This window comes from Polyangium sp. 15x6 (assembly GCF_029960785.1).
Lineage (GTDB): Bacteria > Myxococcota_A > Polyangia > Polyangiales > Polyangiaceae > Polyangium.
Genome location: NZ_JASBQE010000016.1, coordinates 1 through 22352, shown reverse-complemented (window position 1 = coordinate 22352; position 22352 = coordinate 1). Strand labels below are relative to the sequence as shown.

At 70.1% G+C, this 22352-nt stretch carries 19 protein-coding genes and 1 tRNA gene; 14 read left to right on the top strand and 6 right to left on the bottom strand.

Going from position 1 to position 22352, the window contains the following annotated elements:
- Positions 1-127 precede the first annotated feature (127 nt).
- The 8 genes from QHF83_RS14155 to QHF83_RS14120 all read left to right on the top strand — a co-directional run bounded on the left by QHF83_RS14155 (position 128) and on the right by QHF83_RS14120 (position 7904).
- Positions 128-1402: an AAA family ATPase gene (locus QHF83_RS14155; RefSeq protein ID WP_282418343.1), complete on the top strand. Its 1275-nt coding sequence runs from the start codon at positions 128-130 to the stop codon at positions 1400-1402.
- Positions 1393-1560: a hypothetical protein gene (locus QHF83_RS14150; RefSeq protein ID WP_282418342.1), complete on the top strand. Its 168-nt coding sequence runs from the start codon at positions 1393-1395 to the stop codon at positions 1558-1560. Before QHF83_RS14155 ends, QHF83_RS14150 begins: the two co-directional genes overlap by 10 nt.
- A gap of 385 nt (positions 1561-1945) precedes the next feature.
- A complete protein-coding gene (locus QHF83_RS14145) occupies positions 1946-3049 on the top strand; it encodes a hypothetical protein (RefSeq protein ID WP_282418341.1) in 1104 nt (367 codons plus the stop codon).
- 54 nt (positions 3050-3103) lie between these two features.
- Positions 3104-4066, top strand: a complete 963-nt coding sequence (locus QHF83_RS14140) for a GGDEF domain-containing protein (protein WP_282418340.1) — start codon at positions 3104-3106, stop codon at positions 4064-4066.
- A 48-nt stretch (positions 4067-4114) separates the two neighbouring features.
- Positions 4115-5476 (top strand): glutamine synthetase family protein, encoded by a 1362-nt coding sequence (locus QHF83_RS14135; protein WP_282418339.1) that lies wholly within the window; start codon positions 4115-4117, stop codon positions 5474-5476.
- A gap of 20 nt (positions 5477-5496) precedes the next feature.
- Positions 5497-6639 carry an iron-containing alcohol dehydrogenase gene (locus QHF83_RS14130; RefSeq protein ID WP_282418338.1) on the top strand — a complete coding sequence of 381 codons (1143 nt, stop codon included), beginning with the start codon at positions 5497-5499 and terminating at the stop codon, positions 6637-6639.
- A 243-nt stretch (positions 6640-6882) separates the two neighbouring features.
- Positions 6883-7503: a sterol desaturase family protein gene (locus tag QHF83_RS14125; protein ID WP_282418337.1), complete on the top strand. Its 621-nt coding sequence runs from the start codon at positions 6883-6885 to the stop codon at positions 7501-7503.
- A 44-nt stretch (positions 7504-7547) separates the two neighbouring features.
- A complete protein-coding gene (locus tag QHF83_RS14120; protein WP_282418336.1) occupies positions 7548-7904 on the top strand; it encodes a hypothetical protein in 357 nt (118 codons plus the stop codon).
- Here the strand turns inward: QHF83_RS14120 and QHF83_RS14115 are convergent.
- Entirely contained in the window at positions 7901-8146 is a 246-nt protein-coding gene (locus tag QHF83_RS14115) for a hypothetical protein (protein WP_282418335.1), read from the bottom strand. The two genes, QHF83_RS14120 and QHF83_RS14115, sit on opposite strands and share 4 nt — an antisense overlap.
- Before the next feature lie 180 nt (positions 8147-8326).
- Between QHF83_RS14115 and QHF83_RS14110 the strand changes: the two genes are divergently transcribed.
- Positions 8327-8803, top strand: a complete 477-nt coding sequence (locus tag QHF83_RS14110) for a hypothetical protein (protein WP_282418334.1) — start codon at positions 8327-8329, stop codon at positions 8801-8803.
- Between the two features lie 343 nt (positions 8804-9146).
- Here QHF83_RS14110 and QHF83_RS14105 read toward each other — a convergent pair whose 3' ends face one another.
- On the bottom strand, positions 9147-10487 hold the full coding sequence (locus QHF83_RS14105; protein ID WP_282418333.1) for a hypothetical protein: 1341 nt from the start codon (positions 10485-10487) through the stop codon (positions 9147-9149).
- A gap of 124 nt (positions 10488-10611) precedes the next feature.
- Here QHF83_RS14105 and QHF83_RS14100 point away from each other — a divergent pair.
- From QHF83_RS14100 to QHF83_RS14090, 3 genes are all read left to right on the top strand, one after another.
- A tRNA-Gly gene (locus QHF83_RS14100) sits at positions 10612-10687 on the top strand.
- Positions 10688-10864: 177 nt separating this feature from the next.
- On the top strand, positions 10865-12295 hold the full coding sequence (locus QHF83_RS14095; protein ID WP_282418332.1) for an oligosaccharide flippase family protein: 1431 nt from the start codon (positions 10865-10867) through the stop codon (positions 12293-12295).
- Between the two features lie 365 nt (positions 12296-12660).
- Positions 12661-14037 (top strand): serine/threonine-protein kinase, encoded by a 1377-nt coding sequence (locus QHF83_RS14090; protein ID WP_282418331.1) that lies wholly within the window; start codon positions 12661-12663, stop codon positions 14035-14037.
- 91 nt (positions 14038-14128) lie between these two features.
- On the opposite strand, the gene QHF83_RS14085 is transcribed toward QHF83_RS14090, so the two are convergent.
- From QHF83_RS14085 to QHF83_RS14075, 3 genes are all read right to left on the bottom strand, one after another.
- Entirely contained in the window at positions 14129-14386 is a 258-nt protein-coding gene (locus QHF83_RS14085; RefSeq protein ID WP_282418330.1) for a GlsB/YeaQ/YmgE family stress response membrane protein, read from the bottom strand.
- A 147-nt stretch (positions 14387-14533) separates the two neighbouring features.
- Positions 14534-14983 carry a hypothetical protein gene (locus tag QHF83_RS14080; RefSeq protein WP_282418329.1) on the bottom strand — a complete coding sequence of 150 codons (450 nt, stop codon included), beginning with the start codon at positions 14981-14983 and terminating at the stop codon, positions 14534-14536.
- A 94-nt stretch (positions 14984-15077) separates the two neighbouring features.
- Positions 15078-16529, bottom strand: a complete 1452-nt coding sequence (locus QHF83_RS14075) for a trehalose-6-phosphate synthase (RefSeq protein ID WP_282418328.1) — start codon at positions 16527-16529, stop codon at positions 15078-15080.
- A gap of 103 nt (positions 16530-16632) precedes the next feature.
- On the opposite strand from QHF83_RS14075, the gene QHF83_RS14070 reads away from it, so the two are divergent.
- Positions 16633-17667, top strand: a complete 1035-nt coding sequence (locus QHF83_RS14070; RefSeq protein ID WP_282418327.1) for a hypothetical protein — start codon at positions 16633-16635, stop codon at positions 17665-17667.
- A 372-nt stretch (positions 17668-18039) separates the two neighbouring features.
- On the opposite strand, the gene QHF83_RS14065 is transcribed toward QHF83_RS14070, so the two are convergent.
- Entirely contained in the window at positions 18040-19530 is a 1491-nt protein-coding gene (locus QHF83_RS14065) for a serine/threonine protein kinase (protein ID WP_282418326.1), read from the bottom strand.
- Between the two features lie 181 nt (positions 19531-19711).
- Here QHF83_RS14065 and QHF83_RS14060 point away from each other — a divergent pair, with 181 nt between their 5' ends.
- Complete coding sequence (locus QHF83_RS14060; protein ID WP_282418325.1) at positions 19712-22237, top strand: hypothetical protein; 2526 nt, start codon at positions 19712-19714, stop codon at positions 22235-22237.
- The last annotated feature ends 115 nt before the right edge of the window (positions 22238-22352 follow it).

Here is a 22352-nt window from a genome sequence, read left to right as displayed (position 1 = left end):
CCTAGCCAGTCAGGCTGGTCTTTCAAGGAGGGGGGTGGGCGATTTCAGGCGCGAGGGCGGGGACGGAGGTGGAAACGGCGGGGGGTACCGTCTTGACCCGGTTTCGGGCCGTTGCTCTGCTTCGCGCGTGAATCCCCGCGCCACGCCGTCGCTCCGCATCTCCCGGCTGGTCGTGCAGAACTTCCGCACGTTCCACGGCCCGACCGAGATCCCGCTCGCATCCGCGGGAGGCGTGGCGGACGAGGTCGCGGTGTTCCACGGGGGGAACGGGAGCGGCAAATCGAACGCGCTGGCGGCGCTGGAGTTGTTCTTTCGGCTGGCTGGCCTGTGGATGCGGCAGCGCGCCAACGCGCGTGGCGACTACTTCACGCTTGACTGGGAGCGTCTCACGGACGACGCGGGCGTCATCGCCTCACCTCGCGACTGGCCCCCTAGTACCCGTGAATTCATGCACATACGAGTGCACTTTGCCCTTGGGGGAACGGCGATGGTCAGCATCGCGCACGCTGGGAACGAGGTGCTCATCGGCATGGACGGTGTTTGGGGGCAATCCGTCGATGGGAATCAATTCTATGCAGGCGAATTGCAGCCGCAGGAACAGGAACGTCTCGGGACCATCCGGGCCAAGGTCGAAACTCCGCTAGGTCCCGGCAGTCGGCCGCTCTTCCGCCTGGACGCGCGCCGCCGTGAACACCGCACGGGGCAGACCAAGCCCCGTTCCGATGCTCCTGCTTCGCCTCTTTCCGCCGAGCTTGCTACGCGCCTGCTTGATCTCGCGACCTCCCTCGAACCCCTCGACACGGAGCGCTGGCGCGCTTTCACGCAGCTCATTTCGCGCTTCAAGACGCTCGCAGGGCGTGAGGTCAACGTCCTGCGCCTGCCCGACGGCAGCGCCGATCTCCGCTTCGAGATCCGCGGTAAGCAGATCCTCCGCGTCTCCGAGCTGAGCTCGGGCGAGCAGCAAGTCGTCGCTCTCTGTGCCGCCGTGCTCACGTCACGCGCGGCCATCGTGGCCATCGAGGAGCCGGAGATCAGCCTCGATCCGAGCTACCAGGAACTCCTTGGCGACATGCTGCGCGAGCAAGTACGGAGCGGGCTCGTCGACCAGATCATCCTGGAGAGCCACGTCCCGATCTTCGATGGCCCCGAGGTCGTTCGCTTCAGCCGATCGCCGGAAGGCGTCACCTCCGTCGTGCGGCAGCCGTCCGACCTCGTCGGCGCCGACCTCCGCGAGCGTGCACGAGCGCGTGGGGCAGAGGATCAGTGCCTGTCGCCGCCGCCTGGACTGACGCGCTTTACGAGCGGTACCCGACGATCGAAGCGTGGGAAGGGGCGAAGCAGAGGACGCTCGGCGGTGTGCTCCGGGGAGGATTCGCCGTTCTCCCGGGCGACATGCCCATGACCACGGACTGGCTCATCTCCCTCCTCGTCGCGAGCGATTCCTCCGCGCGGATCGTCACCCATGACGACGGCGAAGATTGGCGCGCGCTCCGGGAAGCCAAGCAAGTCCTCTCCTGGAACGAGGCGATGGCGTGGCTAGAAGCCCTGCCCCCCGCCTGACCAGCCTCCCCGACGTAGAAACGCACCCCGCTTCGTCGCAACGGGCATTCCCCTTTGTCTCAACGACCCCCGCATCCGCATCCGCGAGCGTTTCCCTTCCGCTCAACGCCCCCGCATCCGCATCCTGGAGCGTTCCCCTTCCTCTCAACGCTCCCGGATCCCGATCCCGGACGATTCCCACCCCTCGCAACGCCCGCGGATCCTCGATCTCGGACGATTCCTCCGCCGCGCAACGACCGCGGATCCCGTTCCCGAACGATTCCCACACCTCGCAACGCCCACGGATCCCGATCCCGGCACGTTCCCCTTCGTCTCAACGCCCGTTTCCCCGCGTCGCGGTGCGTTGACGCTTCGCGAAGCGCCCTTCTTGGCTAGAGTGTCGCCCGTGCGGCTCCGGATTTTCGCCTGCGCGCTCGCTCTCGCCGCGCCGCTCGCCATCCCAACGCTCTTCGGCGCGGGGTGCTCGCTCCCTTCCTCCGATGTCGACGGCGGCGATCTGCTCGGCGTCTTCGATCGCGACGCGGCAGCCGCCGACGCCGCCGCGACCGACGCGGGCGCCAGGGATGCTGGCCGCAAGGATGGCGGGGCCGCGCCGGTCCCCGCGATGACGGCGTCCGCCGCGGCCAAGCCCGTGACGCGCCCGCCCACCGAAGGGAGCTGCGTCGCCGTCGACGGCCTGCCCGATCGCGACATCAAGCGCACGCTCGGAAGGCCGCCTTGTCCCGGCGCCGAGGTCCTCGAGTGGAAGGACGCCGCGGGCGCGCCGCGTTACGCGTGCGTCATCACGCCCAAAGGCATCGAGACGCGTGCTCCCGTGCCGCTGCTCGTCTTCTTCCACGACGCAGGCGACAACCCGCGCAGCGTCGACAAGGAGACCTCGCTCCGCAAGCTCGCCGCGCGCTTCGATCTGACCGGCGACCCGGCGCACGCAGGCTTCATCGTGATCTCGCCGCAAGGCCGCGCGCTGCACGGCAATCGCGAGGGCGCGATGTTCGACGTCGACTACACCGGCGAGGACAACGTCGACGTCGCCACCGCGGATCACTTCGTGTCGGTGCTCACGGCACGTGGACACGTCGATCGTCGCAGGATCTACGCCGTCGGCGCCGGGCACGGCGGGCACATGGCCGCGACGTACGCGATGATGCGCGCCGATCGTATCGCGGCGTTCGCCACGTACGGCAGCGACGCGCCGCGCGCCGCGTGGTCGTGCCCGGGTCCGCCGCCGCCCGCGTTCGTGATGTACCGCGCGTGTGATCAGATCTCGCCTTGCGCGTCGGTCGAGCGCTGGCTCAGGTCGCGCGACGCGATCGCGGCCGAGACCACGGGGATGCGGCTCGGCGCGGCGAACGCCGAGGAGCCGTCGTGCGCGATCGACAAGAAGTGCACGAAGATCGTCGGAACGGCGCTGCACCGGCGCTGGCCCAAGGGGCGCGAGGAGGACCTGCTCCGGTTCCTGTCGCGACATACGCTCTCCGTCGCGCCCTGATCCAGCGCCTCGAATTGGTCCGGAGCGAGCCTCGGGTGGTACCCTTCGAACGCGATGTCGTCGCGACCGACCCACCCTTCCGACCTCGCGCTCGAAACGCTGCTCGACGTCCTCGACGAGGCGGTGCTCGTCTTCGATGAAGGGCTCGTGTGCCGCGCCGCGGGACGCCGCGCGGCCGCGCTGCTCGGCCTCGATCCGGGATCGTGCGTGGGGGAAAATCGCGCGCGTTTGCTCGCGCGGATCACGCACGCCGCGCCCGAGCTTCGAGAACCGCTCGCGGCGCTCGATGCCTGTGCGTTCTCGCCAGAGCGCGTGCAGATCGACCCGCTGGAGATCCCGGGGACGCCGCCGCGCTCGTTCGTGTGGACGAGCGCGCCCGTCGTGAAGGACGGCGTGGTGGTGGGGCGGATCGATGTGGTGCGTGATCAGAGCGCGTCCGCCGCGATGGCGCGCAAGCTCGACGAGGTGTCGCTCGTCGACACGCTGACGGGGCTCTGGAACCGGCGTCGCTTCGAGGAGGAGTGCGAGCGCGAGCATCGGCGCGCGCAACGCGTGTGGGACTCGTACGCCGTGGCGCGCGTCGACGTCGACGGCATGGGCGCGCTGAACGAGGCGCACGGAAGAGAGAAGGGCGACGCGCTCCTCAGGCTGATCGGCGAGGCGCTGCGCGCGTCGCGGCGTCAGTACGACGTGGTCGCGCGGTGGGGGAACGACGAGTTCGTGTTGCTCTTGCCGTGTGTCGACCACGCCGCCGTGAAGAGCGTGCTCGCGCGCGCGACGGCGCACATGGCGTCCGCGGCGAAAGACGCGGGGTACGTGATCACGCTGCGCGCCGGCGTGGCCGTCTGGAGGCCGCCTTCGGCCGACAGCGCCGCGGACGTGCTCGGCCGCGCCGCGGCCGCCCTCGACGCAGCCAAGCGCCGAGAGCCCGGCGCGATCCTCGTCGATCTCGGCAGGACGAACGTCAAGAGCGACCTCGAGCACGCCGCGGACGAACCTCCCGAGCGCATCGAGTAAGCTCGTGGCCGCGCGCCCGTGCCGCGAACTCGTGGTACGAACTCGGGCATGGGTGGGGCATCGTTTGACGAGCTCTTGGGCGAGCTCGAGGGGCGAGGTGTCAGGCGGGCGAAGATCGGCGGGTTCGACGTCGATGGCGTGCTTCGAGGGAAGTACGTGTCGATGGAGAAGCTGCGCTCGGCGCTCTCCTGTGGCTTCGGTTTTTGCGACGTCATCTTCGGCTGGGACATCGGCGACGTCCTCTACGACAACGCGCGCGTGACCGGCTGGCACACGGGGTATCCGGACGCGCACGCCGTGCTGGATCCCTCGACGAGGCGGCTCGTGCCGTGGGAGCCCGGCACCGTCGCGATGCTCGCGGACTTCCGCGACGCGGAGGGCGGCGCGCATCCGGCGTGTCCACGCTCGGCGCTGAAGCGCGTCATCGCGCACGCGGAGTCACTCGGGTATCACCCGAAGCTCTCGGCCGAGTACGAATTCTTTCTGTTCAAAGAGACGCCGGCGTCGCTTCACGAAAAACGGTTCCAGAAGCTCGAGTCGCTCTCGCCGGGGATGTTCGGCTACTCGTGGGTGCGCGAGGGCCAGCACAAGGAGCTGATGGCCGCGATCTTCGACGGCATGCGCGCCTTCGACATCGAGCTCGAGGGGCTGCACACGGAGACGGGGCCGGGCGTGTACGAGGTCGCGATCCGGTACGACGACGCCCTGCGCGCGGCCGACAAGGCGGCGCTCTTCAAGGCCGCGATGAAGCAGCTCGCCTACGAGCACGGGCTCAGCGTGACGTTCATGGCGAAGTGGAACGCGAAGCTGCCGGGCTCGTCCGGTCACCTGCACCAGAGCCTCTGGAAGGAAGGGGAGAACGTGTTCCAGGGGCCGCCGTCGGAGGGCGGGATCTCACGACAGATGCGCCACTACATCGGCGGGCAGCTCGCGTGCATGCGCGAGATGACGGCGCTCGTGTCGCCGACGGTGAACTCCTACAAGCGGTACGTGCCCGGCGTGTGGGCGCCGCTCACGGCGACGTGGGGCTTCGAGAACCGCACGGCGGCGCTCCGGATCGTGGGCGCCGGGACGAAGTCCGCGCGGGTCGAGGTGCGGCAAGGGGCGGCCGACATCAACCCGTACATCGCGATGGCCGCGACGCTCGGCGCCGGGATCTACGGCATCGAGAACGCGATCGATCCGGGCGCGCCGATCACGGGCGACGCGGGCGAGGGCGGCGAGGGGCGCGAGCGGCTGCCGCACACGCTGGCCGAGGCGACGGCGCTGCTCGCGGAGAGCCAGCGCATGCGGAAGATCCTCGGCGAGGGGTTCGTCGATCACTACGTGCGCACCCGGCAGTGGGAGGTGCGCCAGTACGAGCGCGCGGTCACGGACTGGGAGCTCGCGCGGTATTTCGAGGCGATCTGAGAGGGCGAGGGGGGACGAGCATGGGACACCTGTCGATCTGGAGCTTCCCGACGCGCATCGTGTTCGGGGTGGGGGCCGCGAAGCAGACGGGCGCCGAGGCCGCGCGGCTCGGCAGCAAGCACGCGCTCGTCGTGACGGACAAAGGCGTCGTGGGGGCGGGGCTCCTCGCGCCGATCGAGGCGTCGCTGCGCGAGGCGGGGATCACGTGGACGATCTTCGACCGCGTGCTCGGCAACCCCATCGAGGCGAACGTGCACGACGGCGTGCGCGCGTTCCAGGAGTCGGGCGCGGACCTCGTGATCGCGATCGGCGGCGGCTCGCCGCTCGACGTGGGCAAGCTCGTGCGCCTCGGCATCCACCACCACAGGCCGCTCGCCGAGTACGACGACGCGATCGGCGGCGATCGGTACATCACGGCGAACGTGCCGCCGATGCTCGCGCTGCCCACCACGGCGGGCACGGGCAGCGAGGTCGGGCGATCGGGCGTGGTGACGCTCGACGTGAACCACCGGAAAACCGTGATCTTCTCGCCGCACCTGCTCGCGAACGCGGCGATCCTCGATCCGGAGCTCACGCGCTCGATGCCGGCGTTCCTCACGGCGGCGACGGGCATGGACGCGCTCACGCACTGCCTCGAAGCGTACGTGGCGAAGGGCGATCACCCGATGGCGGACGGCATCGCGCTCGAAGGGATCCGGCACGTCGGGCGCTACCTCGAGCGGGCCGTGAAGAACGGCGGCGACCTCGAGGCGCGCGGCGGGATGATGAAGGCGGCGATGATGGGCGCGGTCGCCTTCCAGAAGGGGCTCGGCGCGTGCCACTCGCTCGCGCATCCGCTGTCGAGCGAGCACGGGACGCACCACGGCCTGGCGAACGCGCTCTGCCTGCCGGCGGTGTGCGCGTTCAACGCGGAGGCTGCGGGGGCGCGTCTCGCGGAGGTCTCGGTCCTGCTCGGCGGCGAGGCGAGCCCGGCCGGCTGCGTCGAGGCCGTGCGCCGGCTGCGCGAGCGGCTCGGTCTTCCGGGGACGCTCGCGCAGGCGGGCGTGCCGCGCGGGAACCTCGATCGGCTCGCCGACCTCGCCTTCCAGGACGCCTGCCACCAGTCGAACCCGCGGCCCTGCACCCGGGACGATCTCCGCGCGCTCTACGAGGCGTGTTTCTGAGCCTTTGGCGGGCGCTCCTCAGGCAGGACGCGAGGGATGCACGGCTCACCGCATCCCTCGCGTCGCACCTCGACTCCGCAGCACAAGCTCCCGAAATCGTTCCCTGAATCGTCCACCCGACGTCCGCGTGTCTCGCACCCTGTCGCGCGCTGCCACGGAGGTGGCCAGCCTCGCCATTCGCCAGGGTTTGCGCGCCTTGCGTACTCTGGCGATTCTGCCCGGAATGCGTTAGGAGTCGGGTCGATGGTAGCCACGGCCCCGGATCGCGTCGGATCGTCGAAGCCTGCCACCTGCCGGATGTTCGAGACCCCGCTCATCGAGCGGTTTTCCCGCATCCACCCCGCGACCCCGTTCGTGTTCTGGGTCCCGATCTACGGCTACCTCGCGTTCCGTGCTTACGAGAACGGCGTCGGGCTCGGCACCGGTTTGGGGCTCGGCTTTCTCGGTCTGTTCCTGTGGACGCTCGCCGAGTACGTGCTGCACCGCTGGGTCTTCCACTACGTGGGGCCGCGGCTCTGGCAGCGCCGGGTGCATTTCGTCCTGCACGGCGTTCACCACGACTTCCCGCAGGACGCGGATCGGCTCGTGTTTCCGCTCGGGGCGAGCATCCCGCTCGGCGTGGCGTTCTACCTGCTCTTCCGCGCGACCGTCGGCCCGGTGCTCGTGGATCCGCTCTTCACGGGCTTCGGGCTCGGCTACCTCGCGTACGACGGGACGCACTACGCGATCCACCACTTCCGGATGAGCTCGCGCTGGGGCAAGTGGATCAAGCGCCACCACATGATCCACCACCACACCGGCACCCCCGCGCGCTGGGGTGTGTCCTCGCCGCTCTGGGATTACGTGTTCCGGACGATGAACTGATCGCCGCGCCGCCGGCTGGAACGGGCCCTGCTGGAAGGCCCGTCATGAGCCGGAGAGATGGGCGGAGTGTGCGCGCCAGTCAGGGCGTGCGTGAGGAACGGGCGGTTCATCGGCCGGAAGGCGAGCTCGATCCAATCGAGGGGCTCATCTACCGGGCGCGGAAGCTGCGTCGGCGCGGCGATACACGGGGCGCGATCGTGCTGCTGCGGCAGGCGTGCTCGCAGGACGAGTGGCGCGCGCGGACGTTCACGCTGCTCGGAGCGCTGCTGTCGGAGGTGGGTCGCCACGACGAGGCGGCGGTGGCGCTGGCGCACGCGCGCTGGCTCAGGCAGAGGGCCGGCGAAGGGCCGCGCGCGGAGGTGACAGCACGGCTGCTCGAGGCGGAGCTGCGGTCCTGTTAGGACGCGACACGGACGGGGCGCAGGGCGCCGACGTGGAAGGAGCGGAGGGTGTTGCGGCCGCAGAAGGGGCAGGCCCACCCGATGTCGAAGCGCTCGCCCGAGGCCCCGATGCTATGGGCGGGCGCGACCTCCCGCGCTCGCCCGCGCGACGCCGTCCCGGCGACGACGTGACGTTTCTCGTCGAGCGTCGCAGACAGGATCGCCTGGCACTCGCATCGGCTCTGCACGCTGAACTGGCTCATGGATCTCCCGCGTGGGCGAGCCGTCCCGGACGTGGGGGACCTCGGCTCGGCCGCTGATTCGCTCGCGGCGCTTATAAAGCGTGGAGTGATCGGGCTCAAGAGGGATACGCTCGGCCCAGGAGTCGATCGCTTCTCGGGAGGGTCGGGAATATGGGGGCGAGTGGGGTGTTCCGAGCGACGATGATCGAGACACGAACGGACGTCGAGGCGCAGGGCCGCCGGATCCTGGTGGCACGAGATCCACGCCTGTCGACGTGTGACGCGCTCGTCCAGGGGCTCGAGCCGCTGATCGAGGATGTCGAGCTGGTCGAGGCATACTCCGTGGAGGCGGCGCGCTCCTGGGCGAAGGGCAAACCCTTCGATCTCTGTCTCGTTTGTCTAGATCTGCCGCCCGCACCGCGCGGCGCAGCCAAGCTCGCAAAGGAGCTCTGTGCGCGGAACCAGCGGGTCGTCTTGATCACGCGGAGCCTGCGGTGGCTGCCAGCGGAGGACCTGGAGCTGCGCGCGCTGCCGTGGATCGTGCCCGAGGCAGATCCAACGAGCGTGCTCGCGTTCCTCCAGAAGGAAGCAGCGCCCGTCTCTTCGCAGCCGCGCACCCGCGCGAAGACGCTTCCGCCGGTAACGGCGCGCGAGCGGCCCGCAGCGAACGAGACCTAGGGTTTCTTCTTGGGGCCGCCGCGCCGGGGCGCTGCCCCGGGCCCCGCGGGGGCTATCCGCCCCTCGACCCGGACCAGGCACGGCCTGGACCGAGGGTGGAAGAACTGCGCTCCGCGCAGTTCTTCCAACGGGCCCGGTGGGACCGCGTCGCCCGTCGAAAGGGCAGCGCGGCTGTCTTGGCTGGCAGGGTCGTAGCCGGTCTTGCCTCGGCCTGTTCGATGAACTGCGCATCGCGCAGTTCATCGACCCCGGGTCCAGCCCCTGGCTGGTCCGGGTCCAGGGGCGGACAGCCCCTGGTGGGGCCTGGGGCGAAGCCCCAGCGCAGCGGCCCCCGATGAGACGACTACTCGCCGCCGACGGGCAGGAGCTCGATCGACTGGATCGTGGCTGAGCCCGGTCCTTCGAGCCCGATGACGAGCTCGGTGTCTTCCTTCCCGTTCAGGTCGAGACTGCGTCCGCCTTCGAGTGAGAGGGTGCGGATGCGCGCGCGTTCGCCTGCGGGCGTCTTGAGCGCGAGGTAGAGGTGGCCCTTGGGCTGACCGAGAACGAGTTTGTCTCCGTCGCCCGACTCGCAGAGGAACGACGCCTTGCCGGCGAGGGGCTTCGTCTTGCTGATCGTGCAGTTCGACGCGAGGTTCGCCTCGGTCGCGGACTCGGCGCGGGCTGCGGCGATCACGGCGTTCTGGCGAACGAGCTCGACATCGTCGAACTCCACGTTACCGGCGCCGCGCGAGCTGATGCCCACGTAAAACCCGCTCGACCCGGGCGTGGCCGTGAGCGTCGTGCTCTCCGTCCCGGTGCCCGCGGCGACGCGGAAGACGATCGTGCTCTCGACTGCGTCGGGATCCTCGAGCGAACGCAGCGCGACGTGGATCTCGCCTGCCTGCGCCGCGCGGTACTTGAAGCGGATGATGAGATCCTCGCCGGCCGGGATGAGCGGAGGCGCCGACGGCGTGTACGAACCGAAGATACGCACGCGCATGCGACCACCCGTACCGCGAAGCTCCTCCGCCGCGGCGCGGAGCGCGTCGTGCGTGCCTGCGGTCGTCGAGGTGATCGTCACGTTGCCGCCGGACGGGGCGAACGTGAGGCCTGCGCCCTCGATCCGCGCGAGCGCTTCGCCGCGCACGGTCTTCTTCCCGGGTTTGCCCACGGCAGGCTCCGCGCTGTCGGTGCTCGGGCCCGCGGTCGTCCCGTCCAGCTTGGCGGCGATCTTCGTGACGCCTCCGCGGAAGCGAGCGACGTCATCCACGTTCAGGAACTTGCGCGCGTCCCAGAGATCGATGAGCTCCTTCATCAGGCCCGCGAGGCGTTGATCCTCGGCGGCGTGATCGGCGGGCTTCGTCTTGCACGTGTTGTACGACTCGCAGAGTGCGACACGGCGCTCTTTGAGCTTGGCGGCGAGATCGGCGGCGGCGCGGATCGCCTCGATGCGTTGCTCGGCGCCGCGGCTCGCGCCCGCGAGCTTGAGCGAGCTCGAGACGTCGAAGGAGCCGAAGTCGTCGGCGATCTCGGCGCAGCTCTCGCGAGGGATCGTGCCGATTGGATCCGGGCACTCGATCTCGGGGCTCTGCGCGGGCGCACCGCCGGCGTTCGTCTGAGGTCCGCCGCAGCTCGCGGTCGCGAGGGCGAGGGAAGGGACGAACAGCGCTGCCGCGAGGAAACGGGGACGAGCGGGAAGCACGGTGAGCGAAGGTAATACAGGTCTGAACGGCGCGGGGAATCGTCGTCGGCCGGGGCGGAAACCTCGGGAGCGCGCAGGGCCTTGCCAAGCTCCGCGGAATTGGCTAGACATGCGTTCGCAGTTCGCGGGACTAGCTCAGTTGGTAGAGCATCAGCTTCCCAAGCTGAGGGTCGCGAGTTCGAGCCTCGTGTCCCGCTCCAAAGCAGAAGTCGCGGCGTTCCGGGAAAACGCCGCGCAAGCAGAGAAGGTGGCGGCGAAAGCCGCCACGCTGCTTTTGTGCTCCTGAAGAGCCCGACGCGCGGAGCAGGGATCGAGCATCCAAGCGTCAGTCCGCTGTCGCGGAGCGGGGGCGCGGGAGGATGCACCAGGGACAAAGGGTGGCGTGGAACGCCGCCTTGATGATCGCGAAGCAGGCCATCATGGCCGTCCTGAGCGTCGTCTACGTGGGCTACCTGGCGCGTCGGCTGGGCGTGGCCGCGTGGGGGGAGCTGCAGGCGTCGCTGGCGATCACCTCGATGGCCGCCGTGATCGCAGGCCTCGGCGTGCGTGGTTATCTCGCGCGCGAGATCGCGGTGACGCCGGAGCTCGGGCCGAGGCACCTGGGATCGGCGCTCGTCGCGCGCGGCGCGATGGGCGCGACGACGCTGCTCTGCGCGACGCTGTTCACGGTGGCGACGCGCTCGGGAGAAGGCGCGACGCTCGTCGTGATCGCAGCCGCGTCACAGCTCGCCACGATCCTCTACACGACGATGTGGCTGAGCTTCGAGGCGCACGAGCGCTTCCAGTACATCCTGTACGTCGAGCTCGGCGCGCGTCTCTTCGTGATCGCTCTGTCGGTCGCGCTCGTGGCGTCGGGGCTCGGCGTGGTCGCGGCGGCAGGCGCGCTCGCGCTCGGCAACGCGATCGAGCTCGCGCTCACGTACCACTTCTTGCGCAAGCGGCTCTACCAGCCGCGGCTCGAAGTGGGCCTGCACGAGCTCTTGGCCATCGCGAAGAAGAGCATCCCGCTCGGGCTCATCGGCGCGCTGCTCGGCGTGATCCGGCAAGCCGATCGCGTGATCCTGCGCTGGCTCGACGGCGAGGCCGCGGTCGGCGTGTTCAGCGCGGCGTGGGTGCTCGTCGAGCAGCTCGAGTTGATCTCCGATCTCGTGCTCGGCGCCGCGTTCGCAGCAGGCATGCGGCTCTACGCGCACGATCAGCCTGGCTTCGTGAAGCTCTTCCGGACGGCGCTCGTGGTGGCGACGGCGCTCGGGCTGCCGCTCGCGGCGGGCGTGAGCATCGTCGCGCCGGACGTGGTCGCGCTCGTGTACGAGGGGCGCGACTTCGCGGGTACGTCGGACGTGCTCCGGGTGCTCGCGTGGCACGTGCCGGCGACGTTCGCGTTCCAGGTCGCGGCGCTGCCTCTGCTCGCTTCGAAGCGCGAACGGCAGCTCGGCGCGGTGCTCGCGCCGACGCTCGCGGCGAACGTGGCGCTCGACATGTGGCTCGTGCCGCGGCACGGCGCGCTCGGGGCCGCGTTCGCGGCGCTCCTGGCCTCCGTGGGCATGCTCGTCGCGACGGGGATCCTCGCGCTGCGGTACATGCGCGAGGCGCCGATCGGGCGGCTCGGCGCGGCCACGCTCGCGACGGTGATCATGACGGTCGTCGCGCTCGTCGCGCTGAAGGCGGTGGGGCTCTGGGCCGCGGTGATCGCCGGCGCGATCACGCACGCGGCGCTGCTGCTCGCGCTGCGCGTGGTGACGATCGCGGAGGTCCGCGCGCTCGCGCGGCGCAGGCCGGAGAAGAGCCGCGAAGCCGCAGTGACATGAGGACACCGAGGCGCGGACGGACCTCGTTCGTTCGCGTGGAACAAGCGTGCAACGCAAGCGCGATGCGCTCCGCGGACGGCGCGCGCATCAGCACGAACATCGCGCGCCGTCCCGCTTCGTCTTCGCCCGTGGTTCGAGCGAGCGAGCCAACGAATGCCGCTGGCGAGCGAGGGAGCTTGCGCCATGATGGTCTCGTGGCGGAGGGGGGTGAGTTCAAGGTGCGACCAAGGCGGAGGCGCGATCGCGGTCCGAGCCGAGCGCGCACGCTGGACCGGCGATCGCGCACGGCGACGTCGACCTCGGCGAGGTGGCCGTTCCCCGCGTCTTTGCCTGGTTCGCGCGGGAGCTTGCCGGAGCGGCTGCCGATGGGCGCCGGGGGCTACGAGTTCGTCGAGCAGCTCGGCAGCGGCGGCATGGCGGAGGTGTTCCTCGCGCGGCGTCGAGGTCTCTACGCGATCGAGCACACGGTGGTCGTGAAGCGGCTGCGCGACGAGTTCCGCGCCGCGCCGTCGGTGGTGAAGATGTTCGCGTGGGAGGCGTGGATCTCGGCGCGCCTCTGTCACCCGAACATCGTGCGGTTCTATGACTTCGTATCGCACCGCGGGCGTGATCACCTGGTGCTCGAGCACGTGCGCGGCCCCGACCTCGCGACGCTCGGACGTGCGCTGCAGGCGAGCGGTCGATCGTTTTCGTTCCGCGCGGTGATCGAGGTCGGCGCCGCGGCCGCGCGCGCGCTCGCGCACGCCCACGCGCTCGAGGACGACGACGGCGTTCCGATCGGCCTCGTCCATCGCGACGTGAGCCCGCAGAACATCCTCGTGTCCGTCGACGGCGAGATCAAATTGATCGATTTCGGCGTGGCGAAGACGACGAGCGCGCACGTGCCGCGCGACACGGCGCCGGGGCTGGTGAAGGGGAAAATGGGGTACATCGCGCCGGAACATCTGCGCGGGCAGCCGCTCGACGCGCGCGGAGACGTGTACGCGCTCGGCGTGGTGCTCTTCGAGATGCTGACGGGGCGGCCGCTCTTCCGGCGCGGCGCGGACGTGGAGATGATCCGGCAAGCGCTCGACGCGGAGATCCCGCCGCTCGTGACGCTGCGATCGGACTGCCCGCCGCCGCTCGAAGCGGTGGTGCGGCGCGCGCTGGCGCAGGATCCGCGGGATCGGTTCGAGAGCGCGGCGGCGATGGAGCAGGCGCTCCGCGCCGTCGGGGCCGAGCTCTCGGTCGAAGGCGGGTCAGCGGCGCTCGCGGAGCTCGCGGAGCTCGCGCGCGAGGTGTACGAGGGCGAGCAAGCATGCGCGCCGGACACGTGGCCGGAGGCGAGGTCGTGGCGGCCGTCGACGTCCCCCGCGAGGTCGGCGCCGGTGGAGGATCCCGCCGCGGAGGACACGCGGCCCGAAGGGTTCCGCGCGCGTGCGCTCTTGCGCGAAGGCGGGGAGAGCATCGCGGACGCGAGCCCGCCGCGCGACGACGCGACCCGTCCCGAGGTGTCTCTGCCCATCGACGAGGCCGCGACGATCATCGCGGCGCCGCCGCTGCTTCCGCGTCGCTTCTCGTCGCCGCGCGTCGTGCCGCTCCTGGTGGCGTTCGTGGTGGGCGTGCTCGTCGCCGCGGCCGCGCGTGGCAGCACGCTGCGGGAGGGAATCCGCCCGGCGCGCGACGCGGCTGCGGGATCGAGGTCGATACTGCCGACGTCCCGGGTCGATCACGACACACGAGGTTCGTGCTCGAAGGAATGAACGAAACGCGCCCCGCGCGGGACTCCTCCCGCCGCGGGGCGCGCCTCCGAGCCACGTACGAGGTGGTACGCGGCTCTAGAGCGCGGTTGTTCTAGGCGGTGCGACGACTCGTGGCGATGTTGTAGATCGCGAGGATCAGGATCGCGCCGATGATCGACATGATGAAGCCGCCGGTCGACTGGTACGTCGGGTAGATCCCGAGCACGCGTCCGAGGAAGCCGCCCAGAAGCGCGCCGCCGATGCCGAGCAGCACCGTGATGAGGAACCCTCCGGGCTCACGACCCGGCGTCAAGAGCTTCGCGATGACGCCAACGACGAGACCGAACAGAATCCAGAGCAGAATCGACATGCTCTCCTACCTCCCTCTCGCGCGGCACGCGCGGCGCACTCGTCGTGCCGCGCAGGCGGGGTTACGCCGCGAGGACGTCCGCCCGCATTCACCCAATGCACCCTGCGTGCCGGGCAGAGCGTGCACGCCGCCGGAGCAACACGAGTCTCAGGGTTTTTCCGGATCGGCCGCGATGTCCAAGGTCGCCTGCTCGCAAGGGGGCGTGCCCGCGGTGCCGCAAGCAGGCGCGTCGCCCGGGCTCGTGGGTCCGCCGTGCCCAGGGCCGTAGCCATGCGAGGAGCCGTAGCCTTGATCGATCTCCTCGCCGCGCGGGCGCGCGCGGCGCGATGCGCGAGGCCGCTTGGCATGCGCGCGCATCTGGATCTCGTGGGCGCCCGCGGGCAACGTGCCGACGACGAGCTCGACGCCGCACGCGCACCGCGGCGCGGCCGTCGCGCCCTCCGCAGCCACGACGAGAAACACGCGGCCGCACGCGGGGCAACGGAATACGTGCCCCACCGTGGGGATCGGCGGAGCCTCGACGGGGGATCGAGGCGCAGTTCGTCCGGGGGCTTTGCCCTCCGGCTCCGGGTTCGATGGGCGTGTAGTGCTGGACATGAGACCCGCAGGTTCAGCACGTCCGGTGCCACCCGCCCTCGTGCGTCCCGATCACGGCGGCTCCGTCCGCGCGTGACGCGCGCGAGCGTCCTCGTCAGCGCGCGCGTGTGACACGTGCGGACGCAGCGAGGCGCGTCTGCTCTGCGCGCACGGGCAGCCGCTCTTCCGTCACCTGTTCGAGTCGGGCGAGGAAGCCCGAGGCCCACGTTTCGACGGAGAGTCGGGAGACCCTGGTCTTCAGCGCGGCCATGCGCGCGATGTCGCTCGCCGTCTCCGGCGCGAGCGCGACGTCCTCGATCGCCGACGCGAGGCCCTCTTCGTCGTAGGGGTTGACGAGGTGCGCCTCGGGCAGGACGTCGGCCGCGCCCGCGGTCGTGCTCAGCAAGAGTCGACCGTTCGGCCTCGGCCGGGTCGCGACGTACTCGAAGGCGACGAGGTTCATGCCGTCGCGCTTGGGCGTGACGATCGCGGCGTCGGCCGCGAGGTAATACGCGGCGAGCTCGGTCGAGTCGAAGGTCCGCGCGAAGAGGTGGACGGGCTTGCGGCGCGGTCCACCGAAGCGCCCCTGGATGCGGCCGACCGTGGCCTCGATCCGCTGCCGGAGCTCGCGATACGCCGGTACCGTCTCGCGGCTCGGTACGCCGATCTGCACGAGCGTGACGCGCTCGCGGGCGTCGGCGTTCCGTTCGAGCAGCCGCTCGAACGCCTCGAGCCGCTCGACGATGCCCTTCGCATAGTCCATGCGATCGACCGCGAGGAGTACGCGGCCGCCGCCGAGATCGGCGGTGATGCGCGCGGCCTCCGCGGCCACGTTCTCGTCGCGCCCGAGCGAGGCCCAGCCGTCGACGTCGACGCCGATCGGCCACGTCTCGATCCGCGCATGGCGCGCGCCGCGCGGGACGACGATGCTTCCGCCGTCGTTCGCGTACGCGACGCCGAGCTCGTCGAGCGCGTCGCGGAAGGCGCGCACGTACCGCGGGACGTGGAGGCCCACGAGATCCGCGCCGAGCACCCCCTCGACGAGCTCGGAGGCCCAGGGCAAGACGCGCAAGCTCTCGCTCGGGGGCCAGGGGATGTGCCAGAAGAAGCCGATCGTGAGGTCGGGCCTGCGCGCCCGGAGCAGGGCAGGGACGAGCGCGAGCTGGTAGTCGTGGACCCAGACGACGCCGCCCGGAGGCGCATGCTCGGCAGCGGTATCCGCGGCCGCGCGACACACCTCGAAGTAGGCGCGTGCTTGCTCGGCGCGGAAACGACACATCTCGACGAAGCCGTGCGAAAGCGGCCAGAGCGCGCCGTTCGAGGCGCCCGCATACCAGGCCGAGCGGATCTCCGAGGGAAGGGAGAGGGTACGCACGCGAAAAGGGAGCTCGCTCGTGTCGCAAGCCTCCCGATCCGCGCCCGTCGCGATCCAGGTGCCACGCGATCTGCGCATGAGCGGCAGGAGCGCGGAGATGAGTCCGCCCGGCGCGCGAACGATGCCGCTCGCCGTACTCACGAACGGCGCGCGCGCGCTCACGATGACCAGGCGGGGGGAGCGGGTTTTCATGGGGTCCGCCCATGCGAAAGCAATGCCGTCGTGGGCGGTCTCGCGGATTTGATCGATGCGCCTGCTCGTGTGGTAGGGTCGGAGATCGAGGAGATAACGTCCCGTGCGCCTCCATCGTCTCGCTCCACTCGCCGCCGCCGCCACCGTCGCGCTCGCGCTCCTTTCGCCCACGCCTGCTTCCTCGCAGACGGCCGAGGAGAAGGCGGCCGCGCGCTCCCTTGCGCAGCAAGGCGCCGAGGCCCTCCAGAACAAGAACTACGCAGAGGCGATCGATCTCCTCGGCCGCGCCGAGGCGATCATCCACGCGCCGACGCATCTGTTGCTGATCGGGCGCGGGCAGGTCGGTCTCGGCAAGCTGGTTGCCGCGCGCGAGTCGTTCCTCAAGATCATCCGCGAGGAGCTGCCCGCGAACGCGCCCGCGGCATTCAAGCGAGCCCAGGAGGACGCGAAGACCGAGCTTGCCGCGATCGAGCCGCGCATCGGCTCGCTGCGCATCGTGCTCACGGGCCCAGGCGCAGCGGATCCCGCGAAGGTGACGGTCAAGCTCGACGAGCAAGGCGTCACGTCCGCGCTCATCGGTGTGCACCGCCCGATCGATCCAGGCAAACACGTGGTCACCGCGACCGCGGCGGGGCGCAACGCCGTCACGCAGGAGGTCTCGCTCGGCGACGGCGAGAAGAAAGAAGTGTCGCTCGAAGTGGAGGCGCCCACGGAGGGCGCAGCAGCGCCGGAAGGGAGCGGACAAACCGGCGGGGCCGCCGGGCCGACCCCGGACAAGCCGCAGGGCAAGAGCCCGCTGAAGTACGTCGGCATCGCCGGCATGGGCCTCGGCGGAGCAGGAATCATCGCCGGCACGATCTTCACAGTCATGTTCGTGAACAAGTCGAAGGAAGCCGACGACGCCTTCAACGCCTGCCCAAAGCCGTGCCCCGCAGACAAACAGGCGGAGATCACCGCGCTCGACGAGGCGTCCGCCTCGCGCGGGACGGGCGCAATCGTGGGCTTCGCAGCAGGCGCAGCGCTGGCCGGCGCAGGCGTCGCGTTGTTCCTGATCGGGAGCAAGCAGGACAAACCAGCAGGCGCGATGGTCATGCCGTACGTCGCGCCGAACGGCGCCGGGCTCGTCGGTCGGTTCTAATCACAGCGTAGCGCCGGGGTTTTCACCCCGGACCCCGACCAGGGGTTGTCCACCCCTGGACCCGGACCAGCGCAAGCGCTGGACTCGGGGTCGATGAACTGCGCGATGCGCAGTTCATCGAACGGGCCGTGGCAAGACCCGCGACGAGGTTGCCAGTCAAAACCGTGGCGTTGACGTGTCCCCTCGACGAGGGGGACAGCGCTGCTGTTTCAGCTGGCAACGCCGTTCGTGGTCTTGCCCGGGGCCCGTCGGAAAAACCGCGCATCGCGCGGTTTTTCCGCCCTCGGTCCAGGCCGTGCCTGGTCCGGGGTGCAGGGGGCGGACAGCCCCCTGCTGGGGTGCGGGGCAACGCCCCGCGCACGCGCATCCTGGCTAGTAGCCGAAGTCGCCGCCTGTCGTCCCGCCCTTGTTCGTCTTGTTCGTCGACGTCGCGGAGGGCTTGGGGAGTGGACCGCCGAGCTTCGTCGATGTCGTGCCGAGCGGCGCGGTCGAGGTCGTCGGGGTTGGCGCTGCGCTCGCGGTGGGCTCGGTCGGCTTCGTGTCTTCCGACGGGGGATTGACGACCTCTGCGGCGCTCGGCGTTGGCGCCGTCGTTGGTGTGGCGGCGGTCGTTGGGATGGGCGGGGCGACGCTCGTGCTCGGGATCGATCCGCCGGCTGGCGCTGGATCTTTCTTGCCGAGCATCAGGTAGCCGGCGACGCCGAGACCCGAGAGCAGCACGAGCCCGACGAGCCCGCCCACGATTGCGTTCGCGCGCGAAGGCTTCGGCGCGGCGGCGCCCGAGGTGTGGCCCCACGCGTTCGCCGTGCCCTGCGATCCGTCGAGTGATGTACCGGTTTGTCCCGTCGTGCCCATGCCGGGCGCGCCGGGCGGCGGCGTTGCCATCCCGACGCCTGGGATCACGCCGGGCAGCGGCGTCGCCGTCAGCGGCCCTGGCGCCATGAGCATGCCGGGTGGCTGCGTCGCCAGACGCGCGCCGGGGACGATGCTCGGACTCCCACCACGCGCCGCTTGCCAGGCGAAGAGCGCGTCCTTGAACTCGGCGCAGGACTGGAAGCGGTGCACCTGCTCGCGAGCCATCGCGCGCTGGATGATCAGGGAGAACTCGGGATCGAGATCCGGGACGAACTGCTGCGGCGGAGGCGGGAGCTCCAGCGCGATCTTGAAGAGCAGCTCGTTGAACGTCTCGGCGCGGAAGGGGACTTGTCCGGTCGTCGCCTGGTAGAGCACGACGCCGAGCGCGTAGATGTCGCTGCGCGCGTCGACGACGTTCATGCCGCGGGCCTGCTCGGGCGACATGTAGTACGGCGTGCCCACGACCGAGCCGGCCCGCGTCACGTTCATCTCCTCGCCGCCGATCTGCGAGAACTTCGAGACGCCGAAGTCGAGGATCTTGATGAAGTCGGCGCGGCCCGCCTTGTTCGGCAGGATGAAGATGTTGTCGGGCTTGAGATCGCGATGGATGATCCCCGCGGCGTGCGCGGCGCCGAGCGCGTCGAGGACCTGCGCCATGAGCGGGATGCTCTGCGCCGGCGTGAGGCGGCCCGAGCGCTTGATCCGCGCGCTCAAGGTCTCGCCGTCGAGGTACTCCATGACCATGTAGCGCGATTGGTCGGGGAGAACGCCGAGATCGAGCACCTCACAGATGTGCTCCGAGCCAATCCTTCCTGCGGCCTGGGCCTCGCGCTCGAAGCGCGCGACGGTCTCGCCCGAGCCGGAGACGCTCGCGTGCAGGACCTTGATGGCGACGCGGCGCTTGATCCGCGTGTTCTCGCCCTCGAAGACCGCGCCCATCCCCCCCGTGCCGAGGAGGCGGACGATGCGGTACTTGTCGTCGATGACTTGGCCGGGGGTGAGGGTCATCGGATCGTCGCTCGCGAGAAGCGGAAGGAATCCAACACGTCTCGAGCTTACCACGGGTGCCGGGCGCGAGCCCAGGAGGCGGGTGGGGGAAAAGGCGGGGCGCCGGCAGGACGCGGGGGTCACGGATGCCCCACAGGGCCTTTGCCGACGGGAAGCGTGTTCGTGTTAAGGTCGCCCCCGTATGTCGCTCTACGAGCTGTCGATCGACGACGCCCACCTTCGCGAGGCCGAGAGGCTCACTTCGCTCGAGGGGAGGGGCTTTCCGACGCTGGTGACACGGTGGGAGTCGCGCCTGTTCGATCAGCCCTGGTCCACGACGCTGGTGCTCGATTACACGATCCCGCTGCCTCCGCTGCCAGCCTCGCAGTCGTTCATCGAGGTGCGGATCGCGGCGTTCGTGGGCGGCGCGCCGACGAAGTTCCTCTACTTCGGCACCGAGATGAACGCGAGCGTGCCTCGCATCGGGCCCGAGATGGAAAACCAGATCGGGTGGACGAAGCAGTACCAAGAATACCGGCTCGACGAACACACCTCACCCATCCCCTACCTCAAGCTGATCCAGACGACGCCGCGCATCTACGGCGCCGGCGCGCAGGACTATTACAGCCCCGCGATCAAGGTGGAGCGTTACGACGGGGCCGCCTCGAGTGATCACCTCGCCGATCTGTTCCCGACGGTCGTGGCGAACCTGCCCTGCGTGAAGGGGCACCTGCTCACCGATCCCTCGGCCGGTCTCTGGAACGGCGCGCGGTACGTGGGGCAGACGGCGATCGCGATCCTGCGCCAGGGCAAGGTCGTCGGCATCCACCGGCGGATCGGGCGCACGGACAAGGACGCGGTGCCGCCGGAGATCAAGCGGCGTGATCCGAAACTCGACGTGCTCAAGGAGTGGGTGTCGATCGATCTCGGATCGAGCACGACGGTCGTCGCCCTGCGCGGCGATCGCAGCGCGCCGGAGCTCGTGCGCATCGGCGCGACGAGCGCGCCCGTGGTCTCGGCCGACTACGAGAACCCGAGCGAGATCTCGTTCGAGCAGCTCGGACGCACGCTGAAGGCGTGGCGCGATCGCGTGATCCTGCCGATGACGCGCTGGGGCGAGGTGACGATCGGACACGCGGCGCGCGCTCTGCGCAGGAAGGGCGGCGAGGAGTCGATCGCGCTCGGCGCGGCGACGCTCACGCACCTGCCGATGCTGCGCGAGCGCGTGGATCGCAAGGAGAAGATCTCACTGCGCGGCCGCGGCGATCCCGAGACGCAAGAGACGCTCAAGAAGCCGGCTCCGCCGATCATCGACGAGGACGGGATCGGCGCGCACGATCCGTTCGATCCGATCGAGCTCTACGCCTACTACATCGGCCTGAACGTCAACCACAGGACGCGCGGCATCCACACGCGTTACCTCGTGGCGATGCCCTCGGGCTGGAACGATGATCGGCGCAAGAGCGCGCTCGTGGCCTTTCGTCGCGGCCTCTTCCGCAGCCTGCCCGCCGGCATGCTCGAGTTCCACGACATGGACATGCTGAACGTGGTCGACGCGGGCCCCGCGGCGATCCCGTTCGCAGCCTTCGCGTTCCGCGCGTTCGCCGTGCAGCCGAAGCCCGATCCGGTGCCGTTCGTGGCGCTCGACGCGGGCGCGAGCGAGACGGGCGTGGTGTTCGGTCTGTTCCGCAACGCCAAACCCGAGGAGCAGATGGAGGGCGGCTACGAGCGGATGATCGAGTACCTCGAGCCGACGAGCATCCCGTGGTTCGGCGGGGAGCGGCTCCTGCACCGGCTCGCGTATCGGCTCTACGTCGCCGCGGAAGCGAGCGTGGGCGCGGCGCGCGTGCCCTTCGATCGTCCGAGCGAGGAGACGCCCGTGGGCGCGCTCGAGCACCTGCTCGTCGCGAGCCCCGAGGGCCGCGCGAACGCCGAGGTGCTGAAGGACGCGATCCGGCCGCTGCTCGAAGGCGGCGAGGCGCGCCTGCCCAAGTCGATCAAGCTCGCCACGCTCGACGGTCCGTTCTTCGACTTCCCGCTCGAGGTGGATCGGCAAGCGATCGCCGCGGAGATCGACGGCTGGTTCTCCGAGGCGGTCGAGGAGGTGCGCGTGGGCCTGGAGAAGGCGCTCGAGAAGATCGGGCGTGATCCGGATCCCTACGACGGCCTGCGCGTGATGCTCGGCGGTCGCATGAGCATGCACCCGGCGCTGCTCGACAAACTCACGGCGACGCTCCCGAAGAACGTGAAGATCCACCGCTTCATCGAGCCCGATCGGCTGAACCTCGGCGCGCCGACGGTGAAGACGGCATGCGCGCTCGGCGCCCTCGCGATGAAGTTCGAACGCATCGGCGCGAACGTGCGCGCCGAGAAGCGCGACGCCTTCAAGTACCGCGTGGGCCGCAATCGCCACGGCCAGCTCGCCGATGTGCTCGATCCCTCGGTCGAGTACGACGTGTGGCGCGAGGTCGGCGCATGCACGAAGCCGAACGTCGAGGTGCTGTACATGCGCGCCGAGGACGACGGCGAAGTCGCCGCAGACGATCCGCGCGTGGAGGTGGCGATCTGCAAGCTCGGCGCGACGGCCGTCGGGCAGCGGATCTACATGCGCGCGGTCGGGCCGATCCGCGTCGAGGTGAGCGTCGGGCCTCCCGGCGGCGAGCCCGCGGCGGGCGCGCCGGTGTGGTGGATCGATCTGAAGGAAAACCTCGCGCGGCCGAAGGCGTAGGGATGCGCGGCGGGGCTTTGCCCCGCACCCCAGCAGGGGGCTGTCCGCCCCCTGCACCCCGGACCAGGCACGGCCTGGACCGAGGGCGGAGAAACTGCGCGATGCGCAGTTTCTC

Excerpts from the sequence above, each read along its gene's own strand:
- QHF83_RS14080 (WP_282418329.1), bottom strand. The coding sequence starts at position 14,983 with ATGTCCAGCACTACACGCCCATCGAACCCGGAGCCGGAGGGCAAAGCC.
- QHF83_RS14090 (WP_282418331.1), top strand. The coding sequence starts at position 12,661 with ATGGGCGCCGGGGGCTACGAGTTCGTCGAGCAGCTCGGCAGCGGCGGC.
- QHF83_RS14115 (WP_282418335.1), bottom strand. The coding sequence starts at position 8,146 with ATGAGCCAGTTCAGCGTGCAGAGCCGATGCGAGTGCCAGGCGATCCTG.
- QHF83_RS14140 (WP_282418340.1), top strand. The coding sequence starts at position 3,104 with ATGTCGTCGCGACCGACCCACCCTTCCGACCTCGCGCTCGAAACGCTG.
- QHF83_RS14125 (WP_282418337.1), top strand. The coding sequence starts at position 6,883 with ATGGTAGCCACGGCCCCGGATCGCGTCGGATCGTCGAAGCCTGCCACC.
- QHF83_RS14150 (WP_282418342.1), top strand. The coding sequence starts at position 1,393 with ATGCCCATGACCACGGACTGGCTCATCTCCCTCCTCGTCGCGAGCGAT.
- QHF83_RS14065 (WP_282418326.1), bottom strand. The coding sequence starts at position 19,530 with ATGACCCTCACCCCCGGCCAAGTCATCGACGACAAGTACCGCATCGTC.
- QHF83_RS14075 (WP_282418328.1), bottom strand. The coding sequence starts at position 16,529 with ATGAAAACCCGCTCCCCCCGCCTGGTCATCGTGAGCGCGCGCGCGCCG.
- QHF83_RS14135 (WP_282418339.1), top strand. The coding sequence starts at position 4,115 with ATGGGTGGGGCATCGTTTGACGAGCTCTTGGGCGAGCTCGAGGGGCGA.
- QHF83_RS14130 (WP_282418338.1), top strand. The coding sequence starts at position 5,497 with ATGGGACACCTGTCGATCTGGAGCTTCCCGACGCGCATCGTGTTCGGG.
- QHF83_RS14060 (WP_282418325.1), top strand. The coding sequence starts at position 19,712 with ATGTCGCTCTACGAGCTGTCGATCGACGACGCCCACCTTCGCGAGGCC.
- QHF83_RS14085 (WP_282418330.1), bottom strand. The coding sequence starts at position 14,386 with ATGTCGATTCTGCTCTGGATTCTGTTCGGTCTCGTCGTTGGCGTCATC.
- QHF83_RS14120 (WP_282418336.1), top strand. The coding sequence starts at position 7,548 with ATGAGCCGGAGAGATGGGCGGAGTGTGCGCGCCAGTCAGGGCGTGCGT.
- QHF83_RS14110 (WP_282418334.1), top strand. The coding sequence starts at position 8,327 with ATGATCGAGACACGAACGGACGTCGAGGCGCAGGGCCGCCGGATCCTG.